Annotated in this window: 21 protein-coding genes; 17 read left to right on the top strand and 4 right to left on the bottom strand. The window is 58.8% G+C overall.

Features of this window, described 5'->3' with window-relative positions:
- Nucleotides 1-3: 3 nt before the first annotated feature.
- Complete coding sequence (locus LJ738_RS00180; RefSeq protein WP_227784303.1) at nt 4-399, bottom strand: response regulator; 396 nt, start codon at nt 397-399, stop codon at nt 4-6.
- Complete coding sequence (locus LJ738_RS00175; protein WP_227784302.1) at nt 380-2,263, bottom strand: PAS domain-containing sensor histidine kinase; 1,884 nt, start codon at nt 2,261-2,263, stop codon at nt 380-382. The genes LJ738_RS00180 and LJ738_RS00175 overlap by 20 nt, the downstream gene beginning before the upstream one ends.
- A gap of 409 nt (nt 2,264-2,672) precedes the next feature.
- Between LJ738_RS00175 and LJ738_RS00170 the strand changes: the two genes are divergently transcribed.
- From LJ738_RS00170 to LJ738_RS00125, 10 genes are all read left to right on the top strand, one after another.
- The gene (locus tag LJ738_RS00170) at nt 2,673-3,065 is read left to right on the top strand and encodes an NADH-quinone oxidoreductase subunit A (RefSeq protein ID WP_227784301.1); all 393 of its coding nucleotides are present in this window, start codon (nt 2,673-2,675) and stop codon (nt 3,063-3,065) included.
- A gap of 75 nt (nt 3,066-3,140) precedes the next feature.
- Nucleotides 3,141-3,695 (top strand): NADH-quinone oxidoreductase subunit B, encoded by a 555-nt coding sequence (locus LJ738_RS00165; protein ID WP_092674994.1) that lies wholly within the window; start codon nt 3,141-3,143, stop codon nt 3,693-3,695.
- 93 nt (nt 3,696-3,788) lie between these two features.
- Nucleotides 3,789-4,349: an NADH-quinone oxidoreductase subunit C gene (locus LJ738_RS00160; RefSeq protein ID WP_227784300.1), complete on the top strand. Its 561-nt coding sequence runs from the start codon at nt 3,789-3,791 to the stop codon at nt 4,347-4,349.
- Between the two features lie 93 nt (nt 4,350-4,442).
- A complete protein-coding gene (locus tag LJ738_RS00155) occupies nt 4,443-5,630 on the top strand; it encodes an NADH dehydrogenase (quinone) subunit D (protein ID WP_046244293.1) in 1,188 nt (395 codons plus the stop codon).
- 21 nt (nt 5,631-5,651) lie between these two features.
- Nucleotides 5,652-6,224: an NADH-quinone oxidoreductase subunit NuoE family protein gene (locus LJ738_RS00150; protein ID WP_068188950.1), complete on the top strand. Its 573-nt coding sequence runs from the start codon at nt 5,652-5,654 to the stop codon at nt 6,222-6,224.
- A gap of 31 nt (nt 6,225-6,255) precedes the next feature.
- A complete protein-coding gene (nuoF, locus tag LJ738_RS00145; RefSeq protein ID WP_227784299.1) occupies nt 6,256-7,596 on the top strand; it encodes an NADH-quinone oxidoreductase subunit NuoF in 1,341 nt (446 codons plus the stop codon).
- 27 nt (nt 7,597-7,623) lie between these two features.
- Entirely contained in the window at nt 7,624-8,640 is a 1,017-nt protein-coding gene (locus LJ738_RS00140; protein WP_227784298.1) for an NADH-quinone oxidoreductase subunit G, read from the top strand.
- Nucleotides 8,641-8,767: 127 nt separating this feature from the next.
- Nucleotides 8,768-9,847: an NADH-quinone oxidoreductase subunit NuoH gene (gene nuoH, locus LJ738_RS00135; protein WP_227784297.1), complete on the top strand. Its 1,080-nt coding sequence runs from the start codon at nt 8,768-8,770 to the stop codon at nt 9,845-9,847.
- A gap of 5 nt (nt 9,848-9,852) precedes the next feature.
- Nucleotides 9,853-10,431 (top strand): NuoI/complex I 23 kDa subunit family protein, encoded by a 579-nt coding sequence (locus LJ738_RS00130; RefSeq protein WP_227784296.1) that lies wholly within the window; start codon nt 9,853-9,855, stop codon nt 10,429-10,431.
- A 115-nt stretch (nt 10,432-10,546) separates the two neighbouring features.
- A complete protein-coding gene (locus tag LJ738_RS00125) occupies nt 10,547-11,056 on the top strand; it encodes an NADH-quinone oxidoreductase subunit J family protein (protein WP_068188965.1) in 510 nt (169 codons plus the stop codon).
- A gap of 98 nt (nt 11,057-11,154) precedes the next feature.
- Here the strand turns inward: LJ738_RS00125 and LJ738_RS00120 are convergent, their stop codons facing one another.
- Nucleotides 11,155-11,337 (bottom strand): hypothetical protein, encoded by a 183-nt coding sequence (locus tag LJ738_RS00120; protein WP_227784295.1) that lies wholly within the window; start codon nt 11,335-11,337, stop codon nt 11,155-11,157.
- Between the two features lie 224 nt (nt 11,338-11,561).
- Nucleotides 11,562-13,325, bottom strand: coding sequence for an aspartate--tRNA ligase (aspS, locus tag LJ738_RS00115; protein ID WP_227784294.1), 1,764 nt, complete (start codon nt 13,323-13,325; stop codon nt 11,562-11,564).
- Nucleotides 13,326-13,479: 154 nt separating this feature from the next.
- On the opposite strand from aspS, the gene LJ738_RS00110 reads away from it, so the two are divergent.
- From LJ738_RS00110 to LJ738_RS00080, 7 genes are all read left to right on the top strand, one after another.
- On the top strand, nt 13,480-13,920 hold the full coding sequence (locus LJ738_RS00110; RefSeq protein WP_227784293.1) for a T9SS type A sorting domain-containing protein: 441 nt from the start codon (nt 13,480-13,482) through the stop codon (nt 13,918-13,920).
- Between the two features lie 77 nt (nt 13,921-13,997).
- The gene (locus LJ738_RS00105; protein WP_227784292.1) at nt 13,998-14,546 is read left to right on the top strand and encodes a hypothetical protein; all 549 of its coding nucleotides are present in this window, start codon (nt 13,998-14,000) and stop codon (nt 14,544-14,546) included.
- Between the two features lie 135 nt (nt 14,547-14,681).
- Nucleotides 14,682-15,113 (top strand): nucleoside deaminase, encoded by a 432-nt coding sequence (locus tag LJ738_RS00100; protein ID WP_227784291.1) that lies wholly within the window; start codon nt 14,682-14,684, stop codon nt 15,111-15,113.
- Between the two features lie 110 nt (nt 15,114-15,223).
- Nucleotides 15,224-15,838 carry a superoxide dismutase gene (locus tag LJ738_RS00095; RefSeq protein ID WP_227784290.1) on the top strand — a complete coding sequence of 205 codons (615 nt, stop codon included), beginning with the start codon at nt 15,224-15,226 and terminating at the stop codon, nt 15,836-15,838.
- Between the two features lie 213 nt (nt 15,839-16,051).
- Complete coding sequence (locus tag LJ738_RS00090; RefSeq protein ID WP_227784289.1) at nt 16,052-17,185, top strand: alkene reductase; 1,134 nt, start codon at nt 16,052-16,054, stop codon at nt 17,183-17,185.
- Between the two features lie 250 nt (nt 17,186-17,435).
- Entirely contained in the window at nt 17,436-18,719 is a 1,284-nt protein-coding gene (locus LJ738_RS00085) for a nucleoside permease (protein WP_227784288.1), read from the top strand.
- A 201-nt stretch (nt 18,720-18,920) separates the two neighbouring features.
- Complete coding sequence (locus tag LJ738_RS00080; protein WP_227784287.1) at nt 18,921-20,021, top strand: AAA family ATPase; 1,101 nt, start codon at nt 18,921-18,923, stop codon at nt 20,019-20,021.
- Nucleotides 20,022-20,055: the final 34 nt, after the last annotated feature.

Raw genomic sequence — 20,055 nt, 5'->3', positions numbered from 1 at the left:
TTACTACGCTTCCAAGCCATTTTCCAGCTGCGCCTGAATGGCGCGGATTTCTTTGCTGTCGAGGGGCTTATGAATCAGGCCAACTACCAGGTCGTAGTGCTTGGATTTCTCCAGGTCGGTGAGCGCCAGCGACGACGTGAGGATGTAGATATGGCAGTTGCCGCGCATTTTTTTCTCGTAGGGTGCCAGGGCGTCCAGGAATTCCCAGCCGTTCATTACCGGCATGTTCAGGTCCAGAAACACCACCTGCGGCATCTCTTCTTCTCCTTGCGCCAGCGACTGCAAGGCTGCTTCGGCCGATTCGAACGTGCAAATGGAATTGGAAAAACCTTCGGCTAGCAACAACTGCTCGGTGAGGTAAATCCCGAGCTGGTCGTCGTCAATCAGGTAGGTTTTCATCCGCACGTTGCCTAAAATAAAGTATGAATTCGGTGCCTTCGTTGACCTGACTCCGGACAATAATTTGTCCACCCATGGCCTCCATGTGAGCTTTAACTAAGTACAGCCCAACGCCGCGCCCGGCTTTATCGGTGTGGAATCGCCGGTACAGCTGAAAAATCTCCTCGCTTCCCTTTTCCTGGCTGATGCCCAGCCCGTTGTCGCGCACAGTGATGGTCGTGTCGGCATTGGGCCCGACGGTGGCCGTGATGTCTATACGCAAGGGCCGCTCGTCGGAACGGTACTTGATGGAATTTGACACCAAATTATAGAAGATACTGTGAAAATAAGCCCGGCTGCCGAGTACCCGCAACGTTTCCGGAATATTACTGTGCAGCTCGCCCCCGCACGCCCGCAACGATTCCTGCAGGCCAAGCAGTGCCTCCCGGCACACGGCAGCTACTGCCACCGGCTCGGGCCGGTAGCCTCCTTGCTCGTCGCGAAGCGAAAGGATGTCGTTCACATCGGTTAGCACCTGGTCGAGCTGCAGGAGGCTGGTGCGCAGGTTTTGCACCGATTGGTCAAATACCTCCGATTGTTTGTCGACGCGGCTAAGCAGGTCGCTAAAGCCAAGGGCATTGGCCAGCGGCGCGCGCAGGTTGTGCGACACGATGTAGGTAAATTGCTGTAAGTCCGAGTTTTGCCTGGCCAGCCTTTCGGTGAGTAGCCGCTGCCGCTCTTCGGCCTGCTTGCGGGGCGTAATGTCCTGCATGGCCCCAATCATGCGCAGGGCGTGGCCCGCGGCATCCCGCAGGATGTAGCCCCGGTCCATGACAACGGCCCAGGAACCGTCGGCCCGATGAAACCGGTACTCGTCTTCCCAGAACGAATCCGTGGTTTCGTACACCACCCGCTGCAGGCCCGCCACGGTGCGGTGCGTATCGTCGGGGTGCACGTAATCGGCCCAGCCGCTAAAGGAAACGGGGTTCTGCTTGAGCTGATACCCAAACAGGAATGCAAACCCCTCTCCCCAATACAGCGTGTCCTCCACTACATTCCAGTCATAAACAGCGTCATTGGTGGCTTTCAGCACATACACAAACCGCTCGTTGCTCGCCCGCAAGGCTTCTTCCACCTGCTTCTCCTTGGTCAGGTCGTGCACGACGCCCACCAGTTGGTGGCAGCGGCCGGCCTCGTCGCACACGGGCGTCACGCTCACCTCACCTGTCACCCGGCCGGTCGGGTAGTCCGACGTTTCCTGCCAGACCACCCGTTCCAGTGTGGTCACGGCTTCCTGGTATTTCTGCAACACCAAGGCGAGCGACGGCTCCGGAATTATTGCGTCGACGTAGCTGCCCGCCACCTTTTCGGGCGGAATCCCGGTGGTTCGCTCAAAGGCTTTGTTGGCGAAAATAAAGCGGTAGCGCCCATCGTCCTCCACGTTAAGCACGAACGTAACATCGGCAATGGCATTAAAAATTACGGACAGCTGCTGCTCTCTTTCTACTAAGGCCGCATTTAATGGGGGCTGGTCGGCTAGCGGCCGGGCAATGCCATACACGCCGGCAGTCCGTTCATCGGCGGTGAGCACCGGCAGCAGCTGAAAATCCAGCACCAGCGGCTCGCCGTTGCCCAACACGCTCGCCTGGTAGCTCACCACTTCGCCGGCAGCGGCCCGTGCTAGGTACTGCTGGCCTTGTTCCGCCTCCTCCGGGCTTAGGTAATGCAAAAACGATGTGCCGTGCAGCTGCGCCGCGGGATAGCCCAACAAATGCGCAAAGCGGGAGTTAGCCCGCAGGAAATTACCGGCCCCGTCCAGCACGAAAACTGCCTCCGCGCTTCGCTCAAATGGGGTGCGCTCCAACTGTGTATCTGGGTTAAGCATAGCTTGGGGAGGTTTGACGTGTCGGCGCCCATGCGTGGCGGAGAACCACTCATCAAGTAATTGAGCTAAATAAAACATTTCTGAGCTAACGCCCCAGGAGTAGCAGCCAACACCCAGAAGCGGATAGCGCCGAAGAATTTGCCAGTTCCCCACCCGCACTGCAAATAGTTATCAAGGGGTTTGCTGAACCTAGCAAGAGCATTCCCTGATTACCGCAAGCTAGATGCAGCACTTTATCATTGATTCACAGGCATTAGCTCAACATCAGCTTGTGCAGATTTTGTAGCGGCCTGCGTTCCCAACGACGGTTCTTGGCCTGCACATAGCCCCAACATTGCGCCCCAAACCCGTGCGCGCTACCTTTGCCCTTCAGCGCCCTTGGGGCCTGCTTGCCACTAGTCTGATTGTTATGTTATTAGTCCTGCCGGCTGCCAATTACCAGCCTTCCGATTACCTCCCGATTATCATTCAATTCGGTCTGGCGCTGGCGTTCGTCGCCTTCGCCATGATTGTTTCTCACCTCGTGGGCCCGAAACGCCATAGCACGGTGAAGGATGCTTCCTTCGAGTGCGGCATCGAGTCGGTGGGCAACGCCCGCACCCCGATTTCGGTGAAATACTTCCTCACGGCGATTGTATTCGTGCTGTTCGACGTCGAAGTCATCTTCATGTACCCCTGGGCCGTGAACTTCCGCGCCCTGGGCAACGACGGTTTCATTGCCATGATTCTATTTATGGTGTTTCTGCTGGCCGGCTTCGCTTACATTATCAAAAAGGGCATTCTGCGCTGGAACGAAGCCTAATTCGGCCAAACTTTTGCGGCGCCGCTGGTGTTCGCAGTCAGGCCATTTGGCCCCCAAATCTGACTCCTTTTATCTATGGATACCCGCGTTCCGGAAATTAAAACTGTTGAGGCTCCCGAGGGCGTCGAAGGCGCTGGCTTCTTTGCCACGTCGCTGGAAAAAGTGGTGGGCATTGCCCGCGCCAACTCGCTCTGGCCCTTGCCTTTCGCTACGTCTTGCTGCGGCATCGAGTTCATGGCCACCATGGGCTCGCACTACGACATCTCGCGCTTCGGCTCCGAGCGGCCCAGCTTCTCGCCCCGCCAGGCCGACCTGCTCATGGTGATGGGCACCATCGCCAAGAAAATGGCTCCCATTGTGAAGCAAGTATACGAGCAGATGGCTGAGCCCCGCTGGGTGCTGGCCATGGGCGCCTGCGCGTGCTCGGGCGGCATTTTCGACTCGTACTCGGTGCTACAAGGCATCGACCGCATCATCCCGGTCGACGTGTACGTGCCCGGCTGCCCGCCCCGCCCCGAGCAGGTGCTCGACGGCCTGATGCGCGTGCAGGACCTGGCCAAAAACGAATCTTTCCGCCGCCGCAACGCGCCCGAGTATCAGGCCCTGCTGGCGTCGTACAACATTAAGTAAGGAGCCAGGAGACAGAAGCTGGAAGTTAGGAGAAGGCCTCCATTACATCCAGCTTCTAGCTCCTAGCTTCTGTCTCCTAGTTTCTCCCCAAGAATGAATCCTCAGGAATCTGCCGCCGCTCCCGAAGTCGCTGTTGCCGAAGACCCGATTAAGGTCCAGAATGCGCGGGTGCTGGCTTTGCTAACCCGCCTGTTTGGCGAGGCCACTTTCACCGATGTGGAGGAGCCCTACGGCCTGCTGACGGTGACCACCACGCGGGAGCGCATCCACGACATCATCGCCGGCTTGCAGCAGGACCAGGAAATCAAATTCCATTTCCTGACCACGATGTGTGGCATCAACTACCCCGAGAACGAGGGCAAGGAACTAGGCATGATTTACCACCTGCACAGCCTCACGCAGAACATTCGCCTGCGGATTAAAATCTACTTCCCCATCGCCGACCCGGTGGTGCCGACCCTCACCGACCTCTACGCCACCGCCAACTGGATGGAGCGCGAGGCCTACGACTTTTTCGGCGTCATCTTCACCGGCCACCCCAATCTCATTCGCATCCTCAACGTCGAGGACATGGACTACTTCCCGATGCGGCGCGAATACCCGCTCGAGGACGGTACCCGCGAAGATAAAACCGACCTGTTTTTCGGCCGCTAGGCCCCTGATACCCATATCATGGCAGTAAACGACACGCTGGAAGGCACCCATAAAATCCACGAGGAGGCCGCCGCGCAGCGCCACGGCCAGCTCATGCCCCTGCTCAACGACTTCAGCCAGGAGCTGACGACGCTGAACTTGGGCCCCACGCACCCGGCCACGCACGGCATCTTCCAGAACATCCTGCAAATGGATGGCGAGCGGATTGTGTCGGGCGTGCCCACCATCGGCTACATCCACCGCGCGTTTGAGAAAATCGCGGAGCGCCGGCCGTTCTACCAAATCACGCCGCTCACCGACCGGATGAACTACTGTTCGTCGCCCATCAACAACATGGGCTGGCACATGACGGTGGAGAAGCTGCTCGGCGTGACGGTGCCCAAGCGGGCGCAGTACATGCGCGTGATTATGATGGAGTTGGCCCGCATTGCCGACCACTTGATTTGCAACTCCATCCTGGGCGTGGACACGGGTGCCTTCACCGGCTTCCTGTACGTGTTCCAGGAGCGCGAGAAGATTTACGAAATCTACGAGGAGGTGTGCGGCTCGCGCCTGACCACCAACATGGGCCGTGTGGGCGGCATGGAGCGGGATTTCTCGCCGGTAGCACTGCAAAAGCTGCGCGACTGGCTCAAGACCTTCCCGGCCGTGATGAAGGAATTTGAGTCGATGTTCAATCGCAACCGCATTTTCATGGACCGCGTGGTAAACGTGGGCCCGATTTCGGCGGAGAAGGCGTTGAACTACGGCTTCACCGGTCCCAACCTACGGGCCGCTGGCGTCGACTACGACGTGCGCGCCATGAACCCCTATTCTTCTTACGAGGACTTCGAGTTCGACATTCCGGTGGGCACCAATGGTGATACCTACGACCGTTTCATCGTCCGCAACGAGGAGATTTGGCAGAGCCTGCGCATCATCAAGCAAGCGCTGGAAAACCTGCCCGAAGGCCCCTACCACGCTGACGCCCCGCACTACTACTTGCCCGCCAAGCAGGAAGTGTACAAGAACATGGAGGCCTTGATTTACCACTTCAAAATCATCATGGGCGAGATTGATGCGCCTGTGGGTGAGGTATATCACTCGGTGGAAGGCGGCAACGGCGAGTTGGGTTTCTACCTGATTTCGGACGGCGGCCGCACGCCCTACCGCCTGCACTTCCGCCGGCCGTGCTTTATCTATTACCAAGCTTACCCGGAAATGGCCGTGGGCACCACGCTGTCGGACGCCATTGTCATTCTCTCGTCCATGAACGTCATCGCTGGCGAGCTGGACGCCTAGTTTTCTGTGAATCTGATTGATATGGAGCCGACCACCGCGCCCACCAAACCGCAATTTTCTCCCGCCGCCCAAGCGGAAATCAAGCGCCTGCTCACGCACTACCCGGAAGACCGGAGCAAGTCGGCCCTGCTGCCGATTCTGCACATTGCGCAAGCCGAGTTCGGCGGTTGGGTAAGCCCCGAAGTACAGGACTTGGTAGCCGAAACCCTGGGCATCAAGCCCATTGAAGTGTACGAGGTTTCCTCCTTCTATACGCAGTACAACCTGAAGCCGGTGGGCAAGCACGTGCTGGAAATCTGCCGCACGGGCCCCTGCATGCTCCGCGGCTCCGATGAGTTGACGGCGCACCTCGAGCGCATCACCGGCGCCAAAGTGGGCGGCACCTCACCCGACGGTACCTTCACCCTGAAAGAAGTGGAGTGCCTGGCCGCCTGCGGTTTTGCCCCCATCGTGCAGGTGCGCGAGAAATACTACGAGCAGTTGGACACGCCCGAAGCGGTGGACGCCATGCTCAGCGAATTGAAGAGCTTGGTGCACCGACCCATTCTGCCGTGGGAAGAAACGGGCCTGCCCAATTCCTTGAAGAACTACTAATCGGCTGGCCATCAGCACAACGCTTACCACTATGGGCCGCAAGCTATTAACTGAACATATCAACGTCGAAGGCATTGACACCTTCGAGGTGTACCGCAAGCACGGCGGCTACCGCTCCGTGGAGAAGGCGCTCAAAACCATGACGCCGGACGAAGTGGTGGAAGAAGTGAAGAAGTCGGGCCTGCGCGGCCGCGGCGGCGCGGGCTTCCCCACGGGCATGAAATGGAGCTTTCTGGCCAAGCCTGAGGGCGTGCCGCGCTACCTCGTCTGCAACGCCGACGAATCCGAGCCCGGCACCTTTAAGGACCGTCAGCTGATGGCCAAACTGCCCCACTTGCTCATCGAGGGCATGATTACGGGCAGCTACGCTTTGGGCGCGCGCACCAGCTACATCTACATCCGCGGCGAGTTGTTGTACGTGCTGCGCATTCTGGAAAAGGCTATTGCTGAAGCTTACGCGGCTGGTTTCCTGGGCGAGAACATACTTGGTTCGGGCTACTCGCTCGATTTGCATGTGCACCCCGGGGCCGGCGCCTACATCTGCGGCGAAGAAACTGCGCTGCTGGAATCATTGGAAGGCAAGCGTGGCAACCCGCGTAATAAGCCGCCATTCCCGGCTGTGCAGGGCCTCTACGCCCGCCCCACGGTGGTAAACAACGTGGAAACCATCGCGGCTGTGGTGCCGATTATCAACGATGGCGGCGACGAGTACGCCAAGCTGGGCGTGGGCAAAAGCACCGGCACCAAGCTGATTTCGGCTTGCGGCCACCTGAACAAGCCCGGCATCTACGAAATTGAGCTGGGCGTGCCGGTGGAAGAATTCATCTACTCCGATGAGTACTGCGGCGGCATCTGGAAAGGCCGCGACCTAAAGGCCGTAGTGGCCGGGGGTTCGTCGGTGCCGATTCTGCCCAAGGAGCTTATCCTGAAAACCGCAGCTGGCGAAAACCGCCTGATGACCTACGAGTCGCTGTCTGACGGCGGCTTCGTTACGGGCACCATGCTCGGCTCCGGTGGCTTCATTGCGATGGACGAAACCACGTGCATCGTGAAAAACACCTGGAACTTCAGCCGCTTCTATCACCACGAGTCGTGCGGGCAGTGCTCGCCCTGCCGTGAGGGCACGGGCTGGCTCGAAAAAGTACTGCACCGCCTTGAACACGGCCACGGCTCGATGCACGACATCGACCTGATTGTGAGCGTGGCCAAGCAGATTGAAGGCAACACCATCTGCCCGCTCGGCGAAGCCGCGGCGTGGCCGGTAGCGGCCGCCGTGCGTCACTTCCGCCACGAGTTTGAGTGGCACGTGACCAATCCCAAAGAGGCCACCATGCCCGGCGCGGCGTACCGCGGCGCCCCGGTACTGGCCTAATATCCCTGACGATTATCCTCCCATACAATGGCTAAAATTACCTTCGACGGCATTGAGGTAGAGGTTCCGGACGGAACCACTATCCTGAACGCGGTCCGCCAGATTGGCGGGGGCGTGGTGCCGCCCGCCATGTGCTACTACACCCCGCTGAAGGGCACCGGCGGCAAATGCCGCGCCTGCCTAGTGCGCGTGGCGGCCGGCTCGGCCAAAGACCCGCGCCCCATGCCCAAGCTGGTGGCCTCGTGCATCACGACGGTGCAAGACGGCATGGTGGTCGAAAACACGACCTCGCAGCAGGTGATGGACGTGCGCAAGGGCATCGTGGAAATGCTGCTCATCAACCACCCACTCGACTGCCCGGTATGCGACCAGGCCGGCGAGTGCGACCTGCAGGACTTTGCCTTCGAGCACGGCGTGAGCACCACCCGCTACGAGGAAGAGCGCCGCACCTTCGAGAAAATCGACATCGGCCCGCTCATTCAGTTGCACATGACGCGCTGCATCCTGTGCTACCGCTGCGTGTACACCGCCGACCAGCTCACCCCCGAGCGTGTGCACGGCGTGTTGGGCCGCGGCGATGCGTCGGAAATCGGTACTTACATCGAAAACATCATCGACAACGAGTTCAGCGGCAACGTCATCGACGTATGCCCAGTGGGCGCGCTGACCGACAAAACCTTCCGCTTCAAGCAGCGCGTGTGGTTCACGAAGCCCGTGAACGCCCACCGCGACTGCGAAAACGAGAAGTGCTGCGGCCGAGTAACACTCTGGTACAAAGGCAAAGATGTGCTCCGCGTAACGGCCCGCAAAGACCAGTACGGCGAGGTGAAAGAGTGGATTTGCAACACCTGCCGCTTCGACAAAAAGGAAACCTCGGACTGGGTGCTCGAAGGCCCGGCGCACATCAACCGTGCTTCGGTTATCTCGGCCAACCACTACGAATTGCCGGTGGTGAACCCACAGGTAATTCTGGACTTGCCCGAAAGCACCACCCGCGAACTGGAACACAACCCTCCGCTGCGGTTGGGCGGCATTAATGGCTAATTAAAAAACCGAACGTCATGCTGAGCGGAGCCGAAGCATCTCGCGTGTGGTAGTAACTCAATCGATTGAATTAGTTGTGCAAGCGAGATGCTTCGGCTGCGCTCAGCATGACAAACGATTATAACATATGACTCTTCCCGCTCTGGGCTGGCAAGGCCTCGTCGTTCTGGTAGTTTTCGGCGTTTCGCTGCTGATTGCCACGTATTCTACTTATGCCGAGCGCGTCATCGCCGCGTTTCTGCAGGACCGGGTGGGCCCGGACCGCGCAGGTCCCTTCGGCCTGTTGCAGCCGCTGGCCGATGCCGTGAAGCTCTTCACCAAAGAGGAATTCTTCCCCGCTGGCGCTAACCGCGCACTGTTCGTTTTCGGGCCCTGCCTGGCGATGGTCACGGCGCTGATGTCGTCGGCGGTTATTCCGTTCGGCAATGTGCTGCAATTCGGTGAAACGTCTATTCACCTTCAAGGCATTGAAATCAATGTCGGGATGCTCTACGTGTTCGGCATGGTATCGCTGGGCGTGTACGGCATCATGATTGGCGGCTGGGCTTCAAACAACAAGTTCTCGCTGCTGGGCGCCATTCGCGCTGCTTCGCAAAACATCAGCTATGAAATTGCTATGGGCCTCGCCCTGATTGCCGTGCTGATGATGTCGGGCACACTGTCGCTGCGCGAAATCACCCTGCAGCAGTCGGTGGCCGGCGAGTGGCACTTCTGGAACATCGCCAAGCAGCCGCTGGGCTTTATCATCTTCATTGTGTGTGCTTTTGCGGAGACCAATCGGACGCCCTTCGACTTGCCGGAGTGCGAAACTGAGCTGATTGGCGGCTACCACACCGAGTACAGCTCCATGAAAATGGGCCTGTACCTGTTCGCTGAATACATCAACGTATTCGTGGCTTCGGCCGTGATGAGCGTGCTGTACTTCGGCGGCTTCAACTTCCCTTTCCAATATGAATTGCGTGATTGGTTGGTTTCATCGCAGCACCTAGAGCTGGTGACGGCCTCAAACATCATTACCATCCTTGGGCTGGTGGGCTTGTTCGCTAAAATCTTCGGCTTCATCTTCTTCTTTATGTGGGTGCGCTGGACCTTGCCGCGCTTCCGCTACGACCAACTGATGCGCTTGGGCTGGACGATTCTCATTCCGCTGGCTATCTTCAACATCCTACTTACGGGCGGCCTGATTACGTTCGGCGTAATTAACTAACGACCATGGAATCCTTAAGCAAACGCGCCAAAGTCCTCGAAAAGAAGCCCATGACTTTCGCCGAGCGGGCTTACCTGCCGGCGATTTTTCAGGGCCTGACGATTACGATGCGGCACTTTTTCCGGGCCGCTACCAAGAAGCAGGTAACCATCCGCTACCCCGACGAGACCCGTCCCTTCTCCCCGGTTTTCCGTGGGCTGCACGTGCTTAAGCGCGACGAAGCGGGCCGGGAGCGTTGCACTGCCTGTGGCCTCTGCGCCGTGGCCTGCCCCGCCGAAGCCATTACCATGGTGGCTGGCGAGCGCAAGAAAGGCGAGGAAAACCTCTACCGCGAGGAGAAGTACGCCGTGAGCTACGAAATCAACATGCTGCGCTGCATCTTCTGCGGCCTCTGCGAAGAAGCCTGTCCTAAAGCCGCCGTGTACCTGCAAGCCGACAAAATGGCCCCGCCGCGCTTCGAGCGCGACGAGTTCATCTACGGCAAAGACCGGCTGGTAGAGCCCGTGACGCCGGATAACCGCTCGAAGCGCGGCATCCAGCTCACGCCCGAGCAGGCTGACAAGCTGCGTTCGCAACTGGCGTAACTGCCTGTCATGCTGACGAAGCAAGCATCTTATCACCGCTGCTTTCGTCAGAATATGTTAACCCTCGCGGCGCAAGCGTGATAAGATGCTTCGCTCCGCTCAGCATGACACCTTAATGTCCCCTCTCTTCCTCTTTCTCTCGTTCGTGGCCTTGCTGAGTGCGCTGGGCGTGGTACTGGCCAAAAACCCGGTGCACAGCGTCCTGTTCCTCATCCTCACGTTCTTCACGCTCTCGGGCCACTACCTGTTGCTGAACGCGCAGTTCTTGGCCGCGGTGAACATCATCGTGTACGCCGGCGCCATCATGGTGCTGTTCCTGTTCGTGATTATGTTCCTGAACCTGAACGAGGAAACTGAGCCGCACAAGCCGGCCCTGGCCAAGTTTGCGGCAGCCATCGCCGGTGGCTCGCTGCTGCTGATTCTGGTAGCTGCTATGCGCAACGTGAGCCCCGCCGGCTACGACCCTGCTAGCTTCGATTCGCAAATTGGCATGGTCGACCGACTGGGTTTGGTGCTGTTTCAGCAATACGCCTTGCCATTTGAGTTGGCTTCGGTATTGCTGCTGGCGGCGATGGTGGGTTCCGTCATGCTGGGCAAACGGGAGACTGGCGAGCGGAACTTCTAAAGCCTGATTTCAACGATAAACAAAAGAGCCGCGCCCTGAGGGTGCGGCTCTTTTGTTTGCAGAAAATGGCTAATATAGCTTAAGTAACCGATGACGGCTTAATTGTAAATACCAACGATGGGGCGCGTTATGCGGTCCATGGCGTGTGAGGCTACCGATACTGAGCGGTAAGTAGGCACGCGCATCTTCGATACGGGCGACGATGCAAGTTGCAGGCGAATGAGCGAAGTGCTCAACCCCATAAACAGAACAAAGGCAGCGAAGGCGTAAAGTTTAGACACGTGCAGAAAGCGTTTAAGAGAATAACTGCTCAAACTTACTGGGCTGGGCTGCCTTCGGATTTAACACTTCGCTGAAGGATTCGGATTACTCGTTGAACGGTGGATTTTTAACCGGCTAAATATTCAGATTAAGTAATAATTAAAGAAGAGGTCTACTGAATTGGGCATAAAAAAGCGGCGCCTGAAGTATCAGGCGCCGCTTCTGTTTCTACAGTCACAAAAAACTACTTCGCCACCACGGCCGTGGCAATGCTCAATTCCTTCAGTTGAGCATCCGAAATCGGCGAGGGCGAGTCAATCATCACGTCGCGGCCGGAGTTATTCTTAGGGAAGGCGATGAAGTCGCGAATGGAATCGGCGCCGCCGAAGAGGCTGCAGAGGCGGTCGAAGCCGAAGGCGATGCCGCCGTGGGGCGGGGCGCCGTACTCGAAGGCGTCGAGCAGGAAGCCAAATTGGGCCTGGGCTTCTTCGGGGGTGAAGCCGAGTAAGCCGAACATGCGGGCCTGCACGGCGCGGTCGTGAATGCGGATTGAGCCACCGCCTACTTCCACGCCATTAATCACTAGGTCGTAGGCATTGGCGCGAACTTGGCCGATGGTTTCGGGCGAGTCGAGCAGAACCAGGTCTTCGGGCTTGGGCGAGGTGAAGGGGTGGTGCATGGCGAAGTAGCGGTTTTCCTCTTCGCTGTATTCGAGCAAGGGAAAATCAACCACCCACAGCGGCGAGAAATCGTCTTTGTCGCGTAGGCCGAGGCGCTGGCCCATCTCCAGGCGCAGTTCGCTCAGGGCTTTGCGTGCCTTGTTGGGCTCGCCGGCGATGATGAGCAGCAGGTCGCCTTCGTGGGCGTTGAAAGCTGCTTTCCAGCGCTGCAATTCTTCCTGCGAGTAGAACTTATCAACCGACGACTTCACCACCCCGCCAGCTTCGACGCGGGCGTAGATAAGGCCGGTGGCGCCAATCTGAGGACGCTTCACGAAATCCGTCAGCTCGTCGAGTTGCTTGCGGGTGAAATGAGCACAGGTAGAGGCATTGATGCCCACGACCAGCCCAGCGTTGTCAAATACGGGGAAGCCCTGCCCCTGCACAATTTCTGTTAGCTCAACGAACTCCATGGCGAAGCGCGTGTCTGGCTTGTCGTTGCCGAAGCGGCGCATGGCGTCGGCGTAGGTCATGCGGGGCACGGTGGGGAAGTCGAGGCCCTTGATTTCCTTGAACAGGTAGCGGGTCAGTCCTTCGAAGGTGTTCAGGATGTCTTCCTGGGTTACGAAGGCCATTTCGCAGTCAATCTGCGTGAACTCGGGCTGGCGGTCGGCGCGCAGGTCTTCGTCGCGGAAGCACTTCACAATCTGGAAGTAGCGGTCGAAGCCCGATACCATGAGCAGTTGCTTGAACGTCTGGGGCGATTGCGGCAGGGCGTAGAACTCGCCGGGGTTCATGCGGGAGGGCACCACGAAGTCGCGGGCGCCTTCGGGCGTGGACTTGATGAGTACCGGCGTTTCGACCTCGATAAAGTGCTGGCCGTCAAGGTAGCGGCGCACGGCCTGGGCCATTTTGTGGCGCAGCATCAGGTTGTTGCGCACGGGGGTGCGGCGCAGGTCGAGGTAGCGGTACTTCATCCGCAGGTCGTCGCCGCCGTCGGTTTCGTCTTCGATGAGGAAGGGCGGCAGCTTGGCGGCGTTGAGGATTTCGAGCTTCTGGGGGCGGATTTCGATGCCGCCGGTGGGCATCTTGTCGTTTTTGGAGTAGCGCTCGGCTACCTGGCCCGTCACGGAAAGCACAAACTCGCGGCCGAGGTGGCGGGCGGTTTCGCGCACTTCGTTGGCTTCCACACCTTCTTCCAGGGCTATCTGGGTGAGGCCGTACCGGTCGCGCAGGTCAATCCAGAGAATGGCGCCTTTGTCGCGGGTGCGCTGCACCCAGCCGCAAAGCGTGACGGTTTGACCAATGTGTTCGGGGCGGAGTTCGCCGCAGGTGTGGGTACGGAGCATGGCAAAAGGGTTTTGGGCAAAGTTAGGCCCTTGGGCTAAGAAGCCAACCGCCAAATGGCGAACCTCCCGACGGCACCTCCCGCATTTTTGGTACGGAGTATGCAAAGGCCAACAGCAAGTGCGTTCCTTTGTCTTCTCAATCCTTCAATTGTCCATGAAATTCCTCCCCTCTTTCGCACTCGCGGCCGCCCTGTTGTTTGCCGGCACCGCTCAGGCACAAACCAAAATCAAGACCAAAAACAAGTCGGACGAGTCGGGTACCGTCGTGAAAGCCAAGGGCACGTCCGGGGCGGTGACGCTCGACGGCCCCATCAAGCGCATCGAAACGCTGTCGGGCATCGACGTATTTCCCAAGCCCAACTCCACCAGCATCCTGCTGAGCTTTACCCAGCAGTTCACCAAGCCCGGTACGCTGGTGATGACGGACTACAAGAACCGCGTCATTTACCAAACCGAGCTCGACCCGGCCAACAACACCGGCGCCCCGGTTGACTTGGGCAAGATTCCGGCCGGCACCTATTTGGTAGAAGCCAAAACCGGCAACTACGTCTACTGGAAGAAGGTGCGGATTAAGTACCCCACCGTTCGGCGCTAAGGCCCCGACGACCTACGGCAGTGCCACGGCCCCACAGCCGTGGCACTACTTTTATTCCCCCATCGTTGCTGCTTACCATGAAGATTTTCTCGTTTCTGCTGTTGATTCTTGGCCTCACGGCCTTCGCCCCTAAGCCCAAGCTGACGAATGTCAAGCTCGGCTCGGGCCTGACGGTGGGCGTGCCGGCCGGCTTCATGCCCCTGCCCGACGACGGCATTGCGGTGAAGTACCCGTCGCCGCGCAAGCCGCTGGCCGTGTACTCTGACCCGAGCGGCCGCGTGGACTACAGCGTGGCCGTGCGCCCCACCACGTTCGAAAGCATGGACTACGGCGTGCTGCTCAAGATTTACAAGTCCAGCATCCAGCGCCTGTATTCCAAGGCTGACTTTTTGAAGGAAGACATTCGCACCGTAAACGGGCGCGATTTCATCTACTTCGAATTTGTGTCGACCGTGGCGGATACGCGCCGCGGCAGCCAGCTGGCGCCCATCAAGAAATACCAGGTGGTGCAATACGCCATCGAGGGCCAGCAGCTGTACGTCTTCACGTTTGTGGCCCCGGCCGAAGAGCAGGCCAAGTGGCAGCCCACCGCGCAAGCCGTCATGAATGCCATTGCGCTGAAATAAGGCCGTCGGCCAAGGCGAGGCTCTTTCCAGCTTTTCCTTTTAGCCCAATAAAAGAAGCCCCGGCACTGCGCAGTGCCGGGGCTTCTTTTATTGGGCTAATTTTGCCGGGCCCGCACCGCCCGGGCACCGAACGCCATGACCGACGACTATTTCATGCTCCAAGCGCTGGGCGAGGCCGAAAAAGCCCTGGCGGCCGATGAAATTCCCATCGGGGCCGTGGTGGTGTTCGAGAAACAGATAATCGGGCGGGGCTACAACCAAACCGAGCAGCTTCGCGACGTGACGGCCCACGCCGAAATGCTGGCCCTAACGGCCGCCGCCAACCACTTGGGCAATAAATACCTGGCCGATTGCACCCTCTACGTCACCATTGAGCCGTGTGTGATGTGCGCCGGCGCCAGCTACTGGGCCCAACTGAAAGCCGTGGTGTTTGGGGCCAGTGAGCCCAAAGTAGGGTTCCGGCGCCACGGCCAGCTCCTGCATCCCAAGACCCAGCTGCGCGGGGGCGTGCAGGCCGAAGAATGCGCCGCGCTGATGCAAGAGTTTTTTAGTTTAAAGCGGAAATAAATCTACTTTTGAACTTGAGCGGGCGCTGGTCGTAACTAGATATCTAGGTAGGCTATTTTAGCACCTGCTCTGTTTTTCATACGCCCGTCCACCCAAAACCCTTTTCACTTATGGCTTTTGAGCTCCCAAAACTCCCGTACGCCTACGATGCGCTGGAACCCACCATCGACGCCCAGACGATGGAAATCCACCACACGAAGCACCACCAGGCTTACGTGACCAACCTGAACGCTGCCATTGCCGGCACCGAGATGGAGAACCAGTCCCTCGAGGAAATCATGCACAATATTGCCAAGGCCCCCGTGGCCGTGCGCAACAACGGCGGTGGCCACTGGAACCACTCCCTGTTCTGGACCATCATGTCGCCCAACGGCGGCGGGCAGCCCACCGGTGCCGTGGGCGAGGCCATCACGAAGACCTTTGGCAGCTTCGACAAATTCAAAGAGGAATTCACCAAGGCCGCCACCACGCGCTTCGGCTCGGGCTGGGCGTGGCTGTGCAAGCAGGCCGATGGTTCGGTGCAAATCTGCTCGACGCCCAACCAGGACAACCCGCTGATGCCCGACGCGGGCTGCCGGGGCATTCCCGTGCTCGGCCTCGACGTGTGGGAACACGCTTATTACTTGAAATACCAGAACCGCCGGCCCGACTACATCGCCGGCTTCTACAACCTGATTAACTGGGACGAGGTGAACCGTCGCTTTGCCGAAGCCACCCCCATGTAAGTACCGCTTTGGCGGTTGAACCCGCCATTGCCACTATAAGACCGAAGCCCGGCCCACAATGTGGGCCGGGCTTTTCTTTTTTCGCTATGGTTCTCAGCTCATTGCCCAGCTCAATAAAACCTATTGCCAAAACAATTCGTGTACGTACTTGCTTTTTAACCGCGTCTCATTAATCTCCGCCGTGGCCGCGCACCTCGGCTTATTCCTACCTCTATGTCGAATAAAGCTTTCGAGCCCGCCAAACTGGGCTCCCTGACCCTTTCCAATCATATTGTGATGGCCCCCATGACGCGCAGCCGCGCCCTGGGCAACATCCCCAACGAGCTAATGGCGGAGTACTACCGCCAGCGCGCCACGGCCGGCCTCATCATCACGGAAGGCACCTCGCCGGCGGCTAACGGCTTGGGCTACGCCCGCATTCCGGGCCTGTTCAACCAGGAGCAGGTGACCAACTGGCAGCGTGTAACCGAAACCGTGCACCACCACGGCGGCCATATTTTTGTGCAGCTGATGCACGCCGGCCGCATTTTCCATCCGCACAACCTGCCCGAAGGGGCGGAAGGCGTAGCGCCCTCGGCCATTGCCGCCGCCGGCGACATGTGGACCGACCAGGAGCAGATGCAGCCCCAGCCCGTGCCCCGCGCCATCCGGACCGAGGAACTGGCCCAGGTGCGCGACGAATACGTGCACAGCGCCAAGCTGGCCATCGAAGCCGGCTTCGACGGCGTGGAGCTGCACGGTGCCAACGGCTACCTGCTCGAGCAATTCCTGAACCCCAACAGCAACCAGCGCACCGACGGGTACGGCGGCAGCGTGCAAAACCGCGCCCGTTTTGTGCTGGAAGTAGCCCGCGCCGTGGTGGAAGCTATTGGCGCTGAGCGCACCGGCATTCGGCTCTCGCCCTGGGGCATGGCCAGCGACATGGCCCACTACCCCGAGATTGACGAGACCTACGCTTATCTGGCCGAGGAGCTCCAAAAAATCGGGGTGGTGTACCTGCATCTCGTCGACCATTCCAGTATGGGTGCCCCGGCTGTGCCGGCCCAGACGGTGACCACCATCCGTCAGAAATTCACCAATACGCTCATCCTCAGCGGCGGCTACTCCACCCTGGAAGCCATCAACGAGGCGCTGGAAAGCGGCCGGGCCGACCTTGTGGCCGTGGGCCGTCCCTTCATCGCCAACCCCGATTTCGTGGAGCGCCTCAAGACCGGCGCCCCGCTGGCCGAAGCCGACCAGGCTACGTTGTACGCCCCCGGCCCCAACGGCTTTGCCGACGGCTACATCGACTATCCCCTGGCCGATGGGCAGCCCGCCGGCACGTTTTCGCCCAGCTACCAGGCGTAGCTGGCGCTGCTTCCGTTAAAAACACAAAGCCCCGGCCTTTATCGGCCGGGGCTTTTTTGTTGCCCAAACGTCGGCGTTGGGCTGAAGTTGCAGGCCGGCGCTACGTCACGAGGTCTTATTCCTTGGGCAAGGCCCTGAGTGAACCTTTGTTAAAGCAGCGTGGGCAAAACCAGCGCGGCTTTGCCACTTCTGGAAGGAAGCCGTGTATCTTTAGCGGCTAAATCCCACCTTTCTGTTATCCTGACTCGGCATGAATACTAAGTTGCGCCTCACCGTATTGAGTTTCTTACAATTCTTTATATGGGGCTCGTGGTTGATAACTATTGGCGCTTATTGGTTTCAAACCAAGCAATGGTCGGGCGCGCAGTTTGGCGCCATCTTCTCGACCATGGGCATTGCCTCCATCTTCATGCCCTCGCTCATGGGCATTGTGGCCGATAAATACATTAATGCCGAGAAGCTCTACGGCATCCTGCACATCTTGGGCGGCCTGACGCTGCTCTCGATTCCGATGGTGGACAACCCGACCACCATGTTCTGGGTGATGCTGCTGAACATGATTTTCTACATGCCCACGCTGTCGTTGTCCATTGCGGTGTCGTTTTCGGTGCTGAAAACCGAAGGGCTCGACGTGGTGAAGGACTACCCGCCCATCCGGGTGTGGGGCACCATTGGCTTCATCGTGGCCATGTGGACGGTGAGTTTGCTGGGCTTCGAGAAGACGGCCGGCCAGTTTTACGTGGCGGCCGGCGCAGCTTTCCTGCTGGGCCTGTACTCGTTCACGCTGCCCAAGTGCCCGCCCCAGTCCACCAGCACGTCCAGCCAGGGCCTGATGGAAATCCTTGGCCTCAAGTCGTTTGCAATCCTGCGCGACCGCAAGATGCTCACCTTCTTTCTATTTGCGCTGCTGCTGGGGGCCGCTTTGCAGCTCACCAACGCGTACGGCGACACCTTCCTGCACGATTTCGACAAGACGCCCGCCTACCAGGAGACCCTGACGGTGAAGTACCCGGCCATCATCATGTCCATCTCGCAGATTTCCGAGACGCTGTTCATCCTGGCTATCCCGTTCTTCCTGCGTCGCTTCGGCATCAAGCAGGTGATGCTTTTCAGCATGATAGCCTGGGTGTTGCGTTTCGGCCTGTTTGCTTACGGCAACCCCGGCGGGGGCCTCTGGATGATTATCCTCTCGTGCATCGTGTACGGCATGGCCTTCGACTTCTTCAACATCTCGGGCTCGCTGTTCGTCGAAACCCAAACGCAGCCCAGCATCCGGGCCAGCGCGCAGGGCTTGTTTATGATGATGACCAACGGCTTTGGGGCCGTGCTGGGCAGCTCGCTGAGCGGCCTTATCATCCAACACTATTTCACCGACGCCGCCGGCAACAAGGACTGGCACAGCATCTGGCTCACGTTTGCCGGCTATTCGCTGGCCATTGCCGTGCTGTTTGTGCTCATCTTCAAGCACAAGCACACCACTCAGGCAGCAGAGCAAGCGCACCCCGAAGGCCTGCTCACGGTAGAGCAAGTCTAGTCTACGACGCTGCGGTAAAATTTGCATCCGTCTTTGCTCAATATAAAAAGCCTCGCAATTGCGAGGCTTTTTAGTTGGCTCTTTTGAAACGCAGACCCATTCTACCACGCAACGCATTGGCCGTGTTGAGCTGGCTTCTTACTCGGAGACTAGTTGATTTCCGGGCAGTAGAATGTATTTTTAGGAATGAAAGTCAACGGCATGAAAACAGCATTGCCTCTGGTGGCCACTCCCGACCTCTCGCAATCTTTCGAAAGAGACGCATATTTCCAGCCTGTCTCCTGGTTTTACTCGGCGTTCGGGGTGTTGCCGCGCCGTGAAATTTACCAGCTGGCCAGTGCCGAAGCCCGCCAGACCATTCTGGCGGAGCTGGCCAAGTCTTACGACCTGGAGCAGGCTACCGTCGCACACGCGGTGTACCTGGACAAAAAAGGCAAGGCGCCCGACATCAGCCACTACGCCCTGAGCCTAGCCCCGCACCTGCTGCTGTGGTTCTACGAGCGGGGCACCTACGGCGACCGCGCCGGCCAGCTGTTCTTTTCCCCGCAGACCGACCCCGCCCAACTGGCGCTGGTACAGGGGCTACTAGCGGCGCAACTCGATACCGGGAAGCTGGAACACGACCGCATTCAGGTGCTGCGCCTAGCGTTTGGCGAGCTGGAGTTTTCGCCATTGCCCATTAAAATCCCGGCGCTGGACCTCACCACGCACTACAACGACGACCTGCTGCCCGCCCACGAAGCCATTCTCAAACGCCTGCAGCAGCCCGAGGAGAAAGGCATCATCATCCTGCACGGCCCGCCCGGCACCGGCAAAACGAGCTACATCCGCCACCTGTGCGGCCTCACAGACAAGCCCAAGCTGTTTATTCCGCCCAACCTGGCCACGCGCATTGCCGACCCGGAATTTATCAACCTGCTGCACGACAACACCAACTCCATTCTGCTGATTGAAGACGCCGAGGAGCTGCTGGCCAAGCGCGACGGCCACGGCGGCAACGCCGTTAGCAACCTGCTCAATCTCTCCGACGGCTTGCTGTCCGATGGCTTTCATATCCAGATTATCTGCACCTTCAACGCCGATTTGGCCCGCATCGACAAAGCCCTGCTGCGCAAAGGCCGCCTCATCGCCTCCTACCGCTTCGAGCCCCTGGCCCTGGAAAAAGCCCAGGCTCTGGCCACCGAGCTCGGCCTAACCGAGCCCATTCTGGAGCCCACGTCCCTGGCCGAGCTTTACAATCGCGAAAAAACCGATTTCATCAGCGAGTTCAAAACGCCCGGCCGCATCGGTTTTAGTCGATAAAGTAAGCTCAACAATACAAAATTGGTACAAAATC

This window comes from Hymenobacter plasmatis (assembly GCF_020711255.1).
GTDB lineage: Bacteria > Bacteroidota > Bacteroidia > Cytophagales > Hymenobacteraceae > Hymenobacter.
Note: the sequence above shows the minus strand (reverse complement) of the source record. Positions and strands in the feature narration are given on the sequence as shown.

Bases quoted from the DNA above. Each gene is read 5' to 3' on its own strand.
- nuoF (WP_227784299.1), top strand. From the start codon at position 6,256: ATGGGCCGCAAGCTATTAACTGAACATATCAACGTCGAAGGCATTGAC.
- LJ738_RS00130 (WP_227784296.1), top strand. From the start codon at position 9,853: ATGGAATCCTTAAGCAAACGCGCCAAAGTCCTCGAAAAGAAGCCCATG.
- LJ738_RS00150 (WP_068188950.1), top strand. From the start codon at position 5,652: ATGGAGCCGACCACCGCGCCCACCAAACCGCAATTTTCTCCCGCCGCC.
- LJ738_RS00105 (WP_227784292.1), top strand. From the start codon at position 13,998: ATGAAGATTTTCTCGTTTCTGCTGTTGATTCTTGGCCTCACGGCCTTC.
- LJ738_RS00160 (WP_227784300.1), top strand. From the start codon at position 3,789: ATGAATCCTCAGGAATCTGCCGCCGCTCCCGAAGTCGCTGTTGCCGAA.
- LJ738_RS00165 (WP_092674994.1), top strand. From the start codon at position 3,141: ATGGATACCCGCGTTCCGGAAATTAAAACTGTTGAGGCTCCCGAGGGC.
- LJ738_RS00175 (WP_227784302.1), bottom strand. From the start codon at position 2,263: ATGCTTAACCCAGATACACAGTTGGAGCGCACCCCATTTGAGCGAAGC.
- LJ738_RS00090 (WP_227784289.1), top strand. From the start codon at position 16,052: ATGTCGAATAAAGCTTTCGAGCCCGCCAAACTGGGCTCCCTGACCCTT.
- LJ738_RS00085 (WP_227784288.1), top strand. From the start codon at position 17,436: ATGAATACTAAGTTGCGCCTCACCGTATTGAGTTTCTTACAATTCTTT.
- nuoH (WP_227784297.1), top strand. From the start codon at position 8,768: ATGACTCTTCCCGCTCTGGGCTGGCAAGGCCTCGTCGTTCTGGTAGTT.
- LJ738_RS00110 (WP_227784293.1), top strand. From the start codon at position 13,480: ATGAAATTCCTCCCCTCTTTCGCACTCGCGGCCGCCCTGTTGTTTGCC.
- LJ738_RS00140 (WP_227784298.1), top strand. From the start codon at position 7,624: ATGGCTAAAATTACCTTCGACGGCATTGAGGTAGAGGTTCCGGACGGA.
- LJ738_RS00155 (WP_046244293.1), top strand. From the start codon at position 4,443: ATGCCCCTGCTCAACGACTTCAGCCAGGAGCTGACGACGCTGAACTTG.
- LJ738_RS00180 (WP_227784303.1), bottom strand. From the start codon at position 399: ATGAAAACCTACCTGATTGACGACGACCAGCTCGGGATTTACCTCACC.
- LJ738_RS00125 (WP_068188965.1), top strand. From the start codon at position 10,547: ATGTCCCCTCTCTTCCTCTTTCTCTCGTTCGTGGCCTTGCTGAGTGCG.
- LJ738_RS00095 (WP_227784290.1), top strand. From the start codon at position 15,224: ATGGCTTTTGAGCTCCCAAAACTCCCGTACGCCTACGATGCGCTGGAA.
- aspS (WP_227784294.1), bottom strand. From the start codon at position 13,325: ATGCTCCGTACCCACACCTGCGGCGAACTCCGCCCCGAACACATTGGT.
- LJ738_RS00080 (WP_227784287.1), top strand. From the start codon at position 18,921: ATGAAAACAGCATTGCCTCTGGTGGCCACTCCCGACCTCTCGCAATCT.
- LJ738_RS00100 (WP_227784291.1), top strand. From the start codon at position 14,682: ATGACCGACGACTATTTCATGCTCCAAGCGCTGGGCGAGGCCGAAAAA.
- LJ738_RS00170 (WP_227784301.1), top strand. From the start codon at position 2,673: ATGTTATTAGTCCTGCCGGCTGCCAATTACCAGCCTTCCGATTACCTC.